The organism is Thiolinea disciformis DSM 14473, assembly GCF_000371925.1.
Classification (GTDB): domain Bacteria; phylum Pseudomonadota; class Gammaproteobacteria; order Thiotrichales; family Thiotrichaceae; genus Thiolinea; species Thiolinea disciformis.
On sequence record NZ_AQVE01000019.1, the window covers coordinates 17531 to 29446 of the forward strand.

An 11916-nucleotide genomic window follows, 5' to 3' on the forward strand; every position below is an offset into this window, starting at 1 on the left:
TCTACACAACTAGCCTGAGTTAATAGCCTGAAATGAGGCTAGATTTGATAGAAATCGACCAACATCCTTGCACTTAACTACAACTGAACATAGTATTTCCTTGGAACATGAATTGATTCTAGCTCAATCCCAAGCAAGCCCTTGATTGCTATGGAGTAAGCCACCACCACCTCCTCATGGATTAAACATCACTGGATGGGATGAAAGACCATATGATGAAACAAATCACTAAAATCTCCCCTTTGATGTTGGCGACAGGCTTATTAGCGCTATTAGCTAGCAGCTCCAGTTTGGCGGAAGGCACTACGATTCAAGTTCAGCCTAAGGATACGCTCGGCAGTATTGTCTCTAAACATTATCCAAATCATCCGAAACGTAAGGCATTAATGCGTTATTTGTTGGAAACAAATCCAACAGCCTTTAAAGAAAATAACTTCCATCAACTGATTGTTGGCAAAGAGCTTAAATTACCGACTCTCGACTCCCTGCCAAGTGAGTTACAATACAACGCTGAAGCTAAAACGCCAGAGCCTGCTAAACCTACTGCGCCTACTAGCACACAAGAAACAGCAGATACCCAGCTTAAGGTAGAAAGTCCAACGGCAACACGGATCGCTGAATTAGAGGCTCAGCTCAAAGCGCTACAAACTCAAGTGTCTGAACCACCGCCAGCAGCAACGACCAGTGGGGACGATGTAGAATTTCTTAAGCAACAGCTTGATCAAATTGAAGCGGCGAATGAAGAATTACTGGCAGAAAATAAAAAACTTAAACAAACTCAAGAACAAAGCACCACACCCAACACAACGACTGAATCCAATACCCCCACTGTGGATGCAGATGCCTTAGCTCAACAATTAGATAGCATTGAAGCGGCGAATGAAGAATTACTGACGGAAAATAAAAAATTAAAAGAGCAATTAGCAGCAGGTAAGCCCGCTGAGGGTGGTGACGATGTAGCATTTTTAAAAAAACAATTTGAAGATATTTCTGCCACTAATGAACAAATTTTAGCTGAAAAGAAAACACTCGAAGACCAACTACAAACCGCACAGCAACAAGCCGCTTCAGTCCCAACCCTACAAAACCAATTAGATACCACCAATAAAGATTTACTCTTAGTGCGCGCAGCTTTAGCAAATGCTGAACTCAGTCGCAGTCAACAAACGAGTGGTGCGCCTTGGTGGTTATGGGGTGCATCACTAATATTGATTCCGCTAGCTTGGTGGTTAGGCCGCAAGCCATACGTTCAGCCATTAGCTACACCCAGCCCAATCCCTAAAGCGAATAATCCTAAACCGCCAAGCTTAGCCCCTCAGGAAACGGCTCAAGCTGCTCTTGCAACCAGATCACTTGAGCAGGAAGCGGTATTTAAAACAGCCGACCAAAGCACCTTGGCCGATATGCAGCTTGCTGCGGCGAATGACGATAATCCTGAAGCTGCCATCAAATTGGATATGGTACGTGCTTATTTAGATTTACGTGATGCCTCTGCGGCACAACCCTTATTGCGCGAAATTCTGGAAGAAGGTGGTATGAGACAGCAGCAAGAGGCACGGGAGATTTTATCGTTCTTGTCCTAAAAAACGATGAATAACTAATAGCTTAGCTTGCTAAAGTTAAGCTTTTTCGAGATTTTATAGAGAGTTCTGCTCTTGATTTAGCAGCTAATCCTTCAAACTTCCTCGCCCATACTTACGCTATTAGCTTAAAACATGGCTGCTTCGTACATTAGGCTTAATCCTAATTTATGAATGCAAATAAATGTACTGCGCCTACTCCAACTCAACACTGAATGATTTATATTCGGGCTTTGATTTAAGCGGGAAGCAGCTTGTTATGTCAGCCTTTACATTACCAGAAAAACGTATTCTCACACGCCTATTCATTTTGGCCTTAGTCATTACGCTACCTTTGACGTTTTGGGCAGTTCAATGGAAGCGTTCGGCTATTGAAACTCAGCTTGCCCAACAAGCGCGAGTGGCTTTATCCCAAGCCGGTTTGCCCGTTGTTAATTTACGTTTCGAGGGACGCGATGCGATTTTAACTGGTGCGATCAATGATTCAAGCAAACTTTCCGACATCTTAGATACGGTCGAATCTGTCAAAGGCGTACGTGACGCAAACTATGTGCCTAGTTCACAGAACCTCGTAAAGCTAGCTCCAGCAACCTTTGATGCACCTGTTAAAACAAACAAAACCCATCCATTGGAGCAACAAGACTTAAGCAAAATCAGCTTCGTTTATGCTCAGGCTACACTGAATGAAGAATCTTTTACCGTTTTAAATCAATTAGTAGAACAACTTAAACACTACCCAAACGCTCAAGTTGAAATTGGTGTACATACCAATCAACAAGGCACAGCGTTGGGGCGCATGGCGGCAACGCAGGCCCGTGCTGAGACTATTACACAATATTTAATTGATAAGGGCATAGAACCACAAAGGCTGGTCGCAAAAGGCTACGGCGCTACCCGCCCACTTGATCAAACAGAGCCCAGTGCTATCCAGAATCGGCGCGTTGAATTAACGGTTTTGAAGGAATAACTTATGAGCCCCATCAGCATTCAAACCATCCTCATTTCTTCCAGTCTTTTTTTAGTGGGTCTGGCCATTGGTTGGTGGGTAAGAATGCTATATCACAGTGCAACTAAGCAAACCTTCTTACAGGAACTCAATCAACTGCGCGAACGGCACAAACTTAATCGTCAAGAACATGAAAAAACACAGCAAGAACTCGCCAAGCTGAAAAAAATGTATGAGTTTTCCTTGCAACAAAAAAAACAACTGACTAGCGCTTTGACACAAGAACTATATCACGAAGATTATTTGAAACTACGTAAGCAACTGGAACAAACGCGCAAACAACTTGACCAGTCTCAGGCAGAAGTAAAACGGCGCGAGCGGCATATTTTGCGCTTGGTAGATTTAGCACGTACTTTGAAGAAACAATTACCGCATGTGCAAAACGCAGGCTCCACCGAATCACTAACACAGGCCCAAGCACTGCCGCTATTTTTTTCGAATCAGCCTGATGACCTTCAGCAAATTGATGGTATCACCCACGAGATTGCACGCAAATTGCAGCAATTAGGCATTCACCAATTTCGCCAATTAGCCGAATGCACTCCCTCACAACTTCAACAAATCACAGAATTGCTTGGCAAGGAACAGGAGTTACCCGTGAAAGAGTGGGTATTGCTGGCCAAACAATTGGTTCTTACCCCACTCAAAAATACTAGGCAACTACGTCAAGCAAGCTAGATGTTAAAAACGTTTAGCCTCGGTGTTGGCTTGACGAGTATAAACGCGCATGACACCGTGTTGATGCTCGGCATTATAAATTAAAGCCACTTCACGCCCACCACCAGCGCCTAGAAAATAGGTCTGTTGTTGCAGCGCTTGCGGTTGCCACCAAGCAATCTGAGGGGCATTGTCCAAAAAATGTTGCCGCATCAGTTCAGGTGTTAAATCTTGCTGCTGCAAACGACTCTCAATAATGAAACGCTTCACCGCTTCTGGCGGCAAACTGAACTGATACCAATCCATCGACCCATCTGGCAAACGTCGCCGCATAGCTTGAGCCTCACTAATTTGCTCAGGCTTTGCCCCAAACCAATCCGATAAGGCACGTTTTACTTCCGTATCATTCGGTTTTTGATAAGCGGCTTGCGATAAAGGAAAAAAATATTCAGCCACATAAGGCGTGATGACGAGTATAACGCCAAACAAAATGACAGTAGCCATCAATAGAGGGTAAAAATACTTGCGCATTCAAGTTATTCCAAACAAACGTTGTGCATTCGCGCTGGTGAAAGCCGCAACTTCTTCCACCGATACGCCCCGCAAGGCGGCAACCGTTTCCGCCACGATGGGGAGACGTAAGGGTGTATTACGCTTACCACGCCATTGGCTATCAGGTTGATCGGGTGCATCGGTTTCTAATAATAAACATTCACTCGGCAATGCAGCGACTATGCGCCGCAAACGCTGGGCACGCTCATAAGTCACTGTCCCACCAATGCCAACATAAAAACCTTGCTCCATCAAGCTATCCACTTGTTGCTGACTGCCCGCAAAACTATGAATCACACCGCGTAAACCGCCAATACGGCGAATGTATTTAATCACCTGATCCACAGAACGTCGCGCATGAATAATCAGGGGTAGATCATAGTGCTTTGCCAAACGCAATTGAGCGACAAAATATTCGATTTGCTGCGAGACATCCAATTCAGGTATGAAAAAATCCAAACCACATTCGCCTAGCGCCACAGCCTCACCTTGTTCCAAGTAGTGTTGCAATTGCTGCAAATGCTCTGGGCGATGTTCAGCCAAATAAATAGGATGTAAGCCAAAGCTAGCGTGTAATTCAGCATGTTGCTGGGCTAAATGGCGGATACTTTTCCAACTAGCAGCCGTAATAGCGGGTAAAATTAAATCACTTACCTGTTTTTCACGCATCTGCTGCAACAAATCAACGCGGTCGCAATCAAAGCTTTCATCATCGAAATGACAATGTGTATCGATTAGGCGCATAGATTAGCTTGACCTTGGCTTTGCAAAATAGACTAAAATCATTCAACCATCACTTTGGGGATTTATCATAATGATTAAACTACGCCTTCCCATTTGCCTGCTAGCATTAACCACACTGTTTCCTGCGTGGAGTTATGCAGGCATTGCGGCAGACTCAACCATCGCGCAAGTGGTAGTATATCCTGATAGCGCTCGCATTACGCGCTTGGCAAAAATTGCAATCCCCAGCGGTGAAAGTCAAATTACATTGGCAGGCTTACCAGTTCAGCTTGATGCCGATTCACTGCGCGTCTCCGGCCAAGGCTCTGCGCCGGTCAGCTTAGGCAGCGTGCAATTAGTGGAGCAATTATCTGCGCAAGCCGTGCAAGAACGTGAAAAGCAGTTACAAGAAGAAATTCGTCTATGGGAAGCCAAGCGTCAAGAAATGGTCGACGCACAAGCCCGTGCCAAACAACAATTGGAATTTATTCGCGCGACTGGGTTGCCGAAAACGGATGACAAAGGCGAGAGCGCTAGTGTTATACCGGTTGAACAATGGCAACAAGCTTGGCGCACTTTAGAAATCGCGACTGCTGAGGCTCAAGCTAACATTAGAGCCGCTGACCAAAGCTTATTGGCCTTTGACCGTGGCTTGGAAAAATTGCGTAAAGAATTGGCTCAAATCGCAACAGGCTCGACCAGCACCCGCAGCGCTATCTTATATGTGAACGCTCAAGCGCCTAGTGATTTAACCCTGAATATCCATTACCAAATTCAGGGTGCAAGCTGGCGTCCTGTGTACGAAGCCGATTTAGATAGTAAAACCAGCACCATCAAACTCAAAACCCAAGCAGAAATTCAGCAAACTACTGGCGAAGATTGGTCAGAAGTGCAGGTTAATCTATCTACTTTGCGCCCTGCGTCTGGACAATTGGCATTGCCTGAATTGAATAGCTGGTCAGTGGGCTTATATGATGAACATCTTGCTCAACGTCCCTCCGCAGCAGACGCGATGGCCGCAGCCGAAGGGGATATGGCAAACCAAGCCGTTGGCGGAGCCATGGAAAAATCAGCTGTCGCTGTTGCCCCTGCTGCCCCTATCGCTATGCAAGAAATCTCGTCTTTACGATTTACTACGGACTATCAAGCTGAGTATCAAGCCCCCGGAAAGCTAAGCCTCAACTCCGGCAGTGATAGTCGACGCTTAACGTTGACAGTACAAAAGCTAGCAAGTACTTTGGGTATTTATAGTGTGCCCCGCCTTGATCCACGCGCTTTTGTACGCGCAGAAACGACTTATGAAGGTAATGAGCCGCTCATTGCAGGTCCGGTCAGTTTATATCGAGATGGCAATTTTATTGGAAATAGTCAACTGGCTAGTGTGCTAAAAGGCGAACTGGTCAAGCTCGATTTTGGCGAAGACAACCTTGTTAAACTGAAATTTCAGCCTAGCCCCGAGTCGACCCATAGTTCAGGCATTATCAATAGTCGCAAAAGCCTACAACGTCAGTATTTAGTCACGATGGCCAATCAGCATGAAGATGCGCGCAATATCACGTTATACGATGTTATTCCGACCTCGGATACTGACCAAATTACGATTAACATGCTAGGAGATCGCCCGAGTGAGCAAAATGTTGATAATAAAAAAGGTGTGATGAGTTGGGTGCGAGAAGTCTCTGCGGGCAGTAGCGATCAAATTGAATACGGCTATGTTGTTAGTTACCCCGAGGACAAAGACGTATCAGGTTTATAATCATGAAAACGCTACGCTTGCTGCAAATTACCGATACCCATTGTTTTAGTGATGACCATACCTCGCTGTTTTGGTCGGCTTTGCCAGTGAAGCCCAATCAATCACTACAGCGGCTATTGGCACATTTTCAGCGGCACGCTGCTGATGCCTTAATTATTAGTGGCGATTTGGCGCAAGAAGAAAGCTTAGCAACGTACCAGCGCCTGAATCAGCATCTAGCGCTGGCACCTGCTCCCGTGTATGTGCTGCCCGGCAATCATGATGTCCCCGAGCTCATGGCGCAAGTGTTTCAAGCACCCACTAGCCATGCGCATTTTCAAACCTCAGCTAACTTTGGCTTTTGGCATTGTTATTTCCTAGATACCAGTTTAGCGGGTCATGGCGCGGGGTATTTGAGTCAGCAAAAACTAGACGCCCTAAGGCTCTGGTTTGAACAGCTTGCACCCGAAGATTTTGTGCTGCTATTTATGCATCACCATCCCATTACCATCGGTAGCGGCTGGATGGAATCGCACGGCCTGCAACAAGCCGAGCAATTTTGGGACTGTGTTGCGCCTTTTCCACAATTAAAAGCCATTGGTTTTGGGCATATTCACAATAGCCATCAGGGTAGTTATCAACTGCCGGATGGGCGCATTATCCCCGTGCTAGGCACACCTGCTACTTGTGTGCAATTGGCGCATACCCAAGCCACTATTCAATTTGAGCATACTCGCTCCGGATGGCGCGAGTGGCTCTTAGCAGCAGACGGAACGCTTAGCAGCAACGTGCACTTCTTACCTTCTGTCAATTAGCGCGGTTTTAAGAAAAACACATGCTCATCCAATTCGGTAATGCCCTTATTACGGAAGCCCGAAAAGGTATCTAAGGCAGGAATGGTATAGATTCTGACGATTTTGTAGGTTGCCTCATAATAATCTCGCACTTCTTGTTCACTCACCGAAAAAGGTGGACCGCTCGCAATCGACTGATCATATTCAACCGTAATTAATAAAATCGTATTACTGGGCGAAACGATTTTCAGAAAATGCTCTGCATACGCTGGGCGCATCGCTGGTGGCAAAGCAATTAACGAGGCGCGATCATAAACGGCACCGCACTCCGCTAGGTCTGCCGCTGTCAGATCAAAGAAATCCCCTACCAAAATCACCAAATTCTCTGTTTCCCAGCGCGTAAATGAACCTTGTTGTTGAATGACTGGTGTTAATTCGTTTTCAGCAAAAAAGTCACGCACCGCAATCTCGCTTAGCTCAATCCCTAACACCGGATAGCCTTGAGCACGTAACCACAACATATCTAAACTCTTACCACATAAGGGTACAAACACCCTCGTTCCTTCAGGAACATTCAGTTGCGGCCAGAAAGATTCCAAATGGCTATTAATGGCGGATTGATGAAATCCGATTTGATTTTTTTGCCAACGCTGATGCCAAAACTCTGCCTGCATAGGTTTCCTCGCAATAGATTGTTAAACTTTGTCGCCCAGTATAATGCGAAAATTAAAGCAACGAGATAAAGCGTGTGAATACGATAGATTTTGAACAGTGGTTGGATGAACTCAGTCAGGGCACTGGCCTATTTATGACGGGCACGGATACAGGTGTGGGAAAAACATGGGTAGGCACACAATTATTACAACGCCTACGCTTAAGAGGAAGACAACTCAAACCACGCAAACCCGTTGAATCGGGTTGGCTGCCTGAGCAAATCACAGAAACCGACTCCTGGAAACTCGCGCTCTGTGCAACGAATTTTCAGCGCTTGAATCTGATTTGTGCCAATCCCTTAACCCAACCCCTTTCACCACCTCGTGCGGCGGCCTTGGAAAGCAAAAGCTTAAGTATTCAAGCCTTGGTACAGGCTTGTCGGCAACAGACTCAAGCCTCAGATTTTTTATATGTTGAAGGCGCTGGCGGCTTTTATTCACCGTTGGCACACGATGGATTGAATGCGGATTTGGCGGAGCAACTGGGCTTGCCGGTGTTAATAGTCAGTTTAGATCGGGTGGGCGCATTAAATCATATTTTACTCTGCTACCAAGCCTTAATAGCACGGCGTTTAAACTTGGCAGGCATTATTCTTAATGCCCAACAGCCAGCGACACCGCATATGGATAATGTCGCTGACTTACGTGCTTTATTGCCTAGCCACGTACCGATTTGGCGTTGGCAGGATCATGGTTAAATCGAGGGCAAACCTAAACGTGCTGCGGCTGCCGCTGCATGTGGAGTCGTTGGCACTGTCTGTACACTACTCACACCGACCACTTGCTCATAAACCGTTTTATCGTTCTTGCGATTAGCATCCGGAATAAAGCTACCGTGGCCGAAATTCAATTGCCACTCCAAGTTATTACGTGAAGTTGAATATTCTAAAGCCGCTTGTTTAGAAATCTTCTTCTCGGAATATAGGCGATACAGGGCTTGGTCAAAGCTCACCATCCCATCAGATACCCCTTTTTCAATCACATCCGGTAAATCATTGAAACTCCCTTTACGCACTAACTCTGCTACATAAGGCGTATTAATTAATACTTCCGCCGCCAAATGAATGGTATTACTGTCTTCGGAAGGAATTAAACGCTGAGCCACAATAGCGCGCAGATTTAAAGACAAATCCATTAAGACCCGCCCTTTATGCTCACCCGGGAATAAATACAACATACGCTCCAATGCTTGGACCACATTAATCGCGTGTAGTGTTGACAATACCAAATGTCCCGTGTCAGCAAAGCCTAATACCGCTTCCATGGTACTCATGTCACGTGCTTCACCTACCATAATCATATCAGGTGCTTCACGCATCGCTTCACGCATCGCATTGGCATAGCTTAAGGTATCAAAACCAATTTCGCGCTGCCCAATAATCGATTGACCATGCTTAAAAGTATACTCAATCGGGTCTTCAATAGTAAGAATATGGCCACAATGGCGTTCATTTCGATATTGAATCAAAGACGCCATCGAAGTCGATTTACCCGCCCCTGTAGAGCCGACGAATAAAATCAAACCATCGCGGCGCATGACTAGATCTTTCAGGACATTGGGTAAAGCTAATTCATCAGGCGTGGGAATATGGCTACGAATATGGCGGATAACCATTGATACTTCGCCACGCTGGAAATAGAGGTTTAAGCGAAAGCGCCCAATGCCTTTTAAAGCAACCCCCTTATTCAGCTCACGTGATTGCATAAATGATTCCATCTCGCTTTGTGCTAAGACTTCTTCTGCAATTTGCCGAATATTACCCGGCTTCATCGGTTCACGACTGATTTTGCGCAATTGTCCACGTACTTTAATGGAGGCATGTGCACCAGTAGTCAGATAAATATCTGAGCCACCTTGCTTGACCATCATATGCAAGAGTGGCGACAGGCGCATGTCATCATCAATCATACTACCCATAATTATTCTTACCTTTTATCCACGGGTGCAATCGTGATACTTTCCGTACCACGGAAGAAATCATTATCTTTAGTAAACCGGCTTTCTAATTTGAGCTTCAAGCGCAAATCATTCACCGAATCTGCATTACGTAAACCTTCTTGTACCGTAATTTTGCGGCTTTCAATTAAATCAAACAGCGCTTGGTCGAAGGTACACATCCCCTGCTCACGCGATTTGGATGCCAACACCTTCATTCCCGGCACGTCCCCTTTAATCATAAGGTCAGCCATCAGCGGGGTATTAATCAACACCTCTACCGCCGGAATGCGGCCTTTATCATCACTGGTTCTGACCAAACGCTGAGATACAACGGCTTTGAGATTTAGCGACAAATCCATTAAAACCTGAGGCCGACGCTCTTCGGAGAAAAAGTTGAGTACCCGCTCAATCGCTTGGTTAGCGCTGTTCGAGTGTAAAGTCGCTAAACACAAATGCCCTGTCTCTGCATAAGCAATCGCATACTCCATGGTTTCGCGCGTATTGATTTCCCCCATCAAAATCACGTCAGGCGCTTGGCGCAAGGTATTGCGCAACGCTAACTCATAACTTTGCGTATCAATGCCAATTTCACGCTGGGTAACTAAGCAACCTTTATGAGGATGAATAAATTCAATAGGATCTTCTACCGTAATAATATGACCTTTCGAGTTAGCATTACGATAATCCAACATGGACGCCAAGGACGTCGACTTACCAGAGCCTGTTGCGCCTACAATGATAATAAGGCCGCGCTTGGTCATCACTAAATCGCGCAACACTTTAGGGAGTTGTAATTGTTCAAAACTGGGAATTTCGCTGGGGATATGACGCAACACCATCCCCGCACAGCCACGTTGCGTGAAAGCACTGACACGAAAACGCGCGGTATTGGGTAAGCTAATGGAAAAATTACACTCCATCGCGGATTCAAAATGCCGTAATTGCGAATCATTCATAATGGAACGCACTAACATACGCGCATTCATTTCACTCAACGGGGTATTCGTTAATGGCGTCATTTGGCCATTAACCTTGGCAGAAGGCGCCGCATCGGCGGTTATAAATAGGTCAGAACTACCCTTTTCGAGCATCGTCTGGAGCAATTTGTGTACAAAACCTATCGCACTATCACGATCCATTAAAAGCTCCTAGGCGAAGTTATCAGGATTATCCGCTTTGCGGCGAGCAGATTCTTTATCGATCACACCTTTCATCACCAGCGATTGCAAACATTGATCCAAGGTCTGCATACCATCGCTTTGGCCGGTTTGCATCGCTGAGCGCATTTGAGCAATTTTATTTTCACGAATGAGGTTACGTACTGCCCGTGTGCCGATTAAAATTTCATGCGCTGCTACACGCCCGCCGCCTTTTTTCTTTAACAAAGCTTGAGAAATAACCGCCTGTAACGATTCAGACAACATGGCACGAACCATTTCTTTTTCTGCGGCAGGAAATACGTCGACAATACGGTCAATGGTTTTAGGGGCGCTGGTGGTATGCAAAGTCCCAAACACTAAATGCCCTGTTTCCGCCGCCGTCAACGCTAAGCGAATGGTTTCCAAGTCGCGCATCTCACCCACTAGAATCGTGTCTGGGTCTTCACGCAAAGCAGAACGTAGCGCCGCTTCGAAGTTCTTCGTGTCACGATGCACTTCCCGTTGATTGATTAAGCTTTTCTTACTTTCATGGACGAATTCAATCGGGTCTTCGATGGTTAGAATGTGTCCATAATCGGTATCATTCTTATAATCGATCATGGCCGCGAGCGTAGTCGATTTACCCGAACCTGTAGGCCCTGTCACTAATACCAAGCCACGGGGATTTTCAGAAATTTTACGGAAAATACCAGGCGCATTAAGTTGCTCTAAACTCAACACTTTACTAGGAATAGTACGAAAAACAGCGCCCGCGCCACGGCCTTGATTAAAAGCATTCACACGAAAACGTGCAATTCCCGGAATCTCAAATGAAAAGTCGCACTCCCACTTATCTTCATAAGTTTTGCGCTGATTATCATTCATAATGTCGTACACCATACTGTGTACTTGCTTATGCTCCAAGACTGGCAAGTTAATGCGCCGTACCTCACCATCAACCCGAATCATTGGCGGCATGCCCGCTGACAAATGCAAATCTGAAGCGCTATTCTTGACACCAAAGGCCAATAATTGAGTAATATCCATGGTTCAATCGCGTTTTGTTATTTTTCTAATT

General features: G+C 45.7%; 12 protein-coding genes. 6 read left to right on the forward strand and 6 right to left on the reverse strand.

What is annotated here, in order from left to right; all coding sequences use genetic code 11:
* Nucleotides 1-212 precede the first annotated feature (212 nt).
* The 3 genes from A3IE_RS0113710 to A3IE_RS0113720 all read left to right on the forward strand — a co-directional run bounded on the left by A3IE_RS0113710 (nucleotide 213) and on the right by A3IE_RS0113720 (nucleotide 3264).
* Nucleotides 213-1583, forward strand: coding sequence for a FimV/HubP family polar landmark protein (locus A3IE_RS0113710; protein ID WP_026154944.1), 1371 nt, complete (start codon nucleotides 213-215; stop codon nucleotides 1581-1583).
* Between the two features lie 256 nt (nucleotides 1584-1839).
* The gene (locus tag A3IE_RS22185) at nucleotides 1840-2547 is read left to right on the forward strand and encodes an OmpA family protein (protein ID WP_020396193.1); all 708 of its coding nucleotides are present in this window, start codon (nucleotides 1840-1842) and stop codon (nucleotides 2545-2547) included.
* Nucleotides 2548-2550: 3 nt separating this feature from the next.
* A complete protein-coding gene (locus A3IE_RS0113720; RefSeq protein ID WP_020396194.1) occupies nucleotides 2551-3264 on the forward strand; it encodes a hypothetical protein in 714 nt (237 codons plus the stop codon).
* A 3-nt stretch (nucleotides 3265-3267) separates the two neighbouring features.
* On the opposite strand, the gene A3IE_RS0113725 is transcribed toward A3IE_RS0113720, so the two are convergent.
* The gene (locus tag A3IE_RS0113725) at nucleotides 3268-3774 is read right to left on the reverse strand and encodes a hypothetical protein (protein WP_020396195.1); all 507 of its coding nucleotides are present in this window, start codon (nucleotides 3772-3774) and stop codon (nucleotides 3268-3270) included.
* Nucleotides 3775-4539: a TatD family hydrolase gene (locus tag A3IE_RS0113730; protein WP_020396196.1), complete on the reverse strand. Its 765-nt coding sequence runs from the start codon at nucleotides 4537-4539 to the stop codon at nucleotides 3775-3777. It abuts the gene before it with no gap.
* A 70-nt stretch (nucleotides 4540-4609) separates the two neighbouring features.
* On the opposite strand from A3IE_RS0113730, the gene A3IE_RS0113735 reads away from it, so the two are divergent.
* Together A3IE_RS0113735 and A3IE_RS0113740 are read left to right on the forward strand one after the other, a co-directional pair.
* A complete protein-coding gene (locus A3IE_RS0113735; RefSeq protein WP_020396197.1) occupies nucleotides 4610-6274 on the forward strand; it encodes a mucoidy inhibitor MuiA family protein in 1665 nt (554 codons plus the stop codon).
* Nucleotides 6275-6276: 2 nt separating this feature from the next.
* Nucleotides 6277-7068, forward strand: coding sequence for a metallophosphoesterase (locus A3IE_RS0113740; RefSeq protein ID WP_020396198.1), 792 nt, complete (start codon nucleotides 6277-6279; stop codon nucleotides 7066-7068).
* On the opposite strand, the gene A3IE_RS0113745 is transcribed toward A3IE_RS0113740, so the two are convergent.
* Nucleotides 7065-7721, reverse strand: coding sequence for a thiopurine S-methyltransferase (locus tag A3IE_RS0113745; RefSeq protein ID WP_020396199.1), 657 nt, complete (start codon nucleotides 7719-7721; stop codon nucleotides 7065-7067). The genes A3IE_RS0113740 and A3IE_RS0113745 overlap by 4 nt on opposite strands.
* A gap of 74 nt (nucleotides 7722-7795) precedes the next feature.
* Between A3IE_RS0113745 and bioD the strand changes: the two genes are divergently transcribed.
* Nucleotides 7796-8458, forward strand: coding sequence for a dethiobiotin synthase (gene bioD, locus A3IE_RS20755; protein ID WP_020396200.1), 663 nt, complete (start codon nucleotides 7796-7798; stop codon nucleotides 8456-8458).
* Here the strand turns inward: bioD and A3IE_RS0113755 are convergent.
* From A3IE_RS0113755 to A3IE_RS0113765, 3 genes are read right to left on the reverse strand one after another with little or no spacing between them, the layout of a single operon-like run.
* Nucleotides 8455-9678, reverse strand: coding sequence for a PilT/PilU family type 4a pilus ATPase (locus tag A3IE_RS0113755; protein ID WP_020396201.1), 1224 nt, complete (start codon nucleotides 9676-9678; stop codon nucleotides 8455-8457). The genes bioD and A3IE_RS0113755 overlap by 4 nt on opposite strands.
* Before the next feature lie 8 nt (nucleotides 9679-9686).
* Nucleotides 9687-10838 carry a PilT/PilU family type 4a pilus ATPase gene (locus A3IE_RS0113760; protein WP_020396202.1) on the reverse strand — a complete coding sequence of 384 codons (1152 nt, stop codon included), beginning with the start codon at nucleotides 10836-10838 and terminating at the stop codon, nucleotides 9687-9689.
* A gap of 9 nt (nucleotides 10839-10847) precedes the next feature.
* Entirely contained in the window at nucleotides 10848-11885 is a 1038-nt protein-coding gene (locus tag A3IE_RS0113765) for a type IV pilus twitching motility protein PilT (RefSeq protein WP_020396203.1), read from the reverse strand.
* Between the last annotated feature and the right edge of the window lie 31 nt (nucleotides 11886-11916).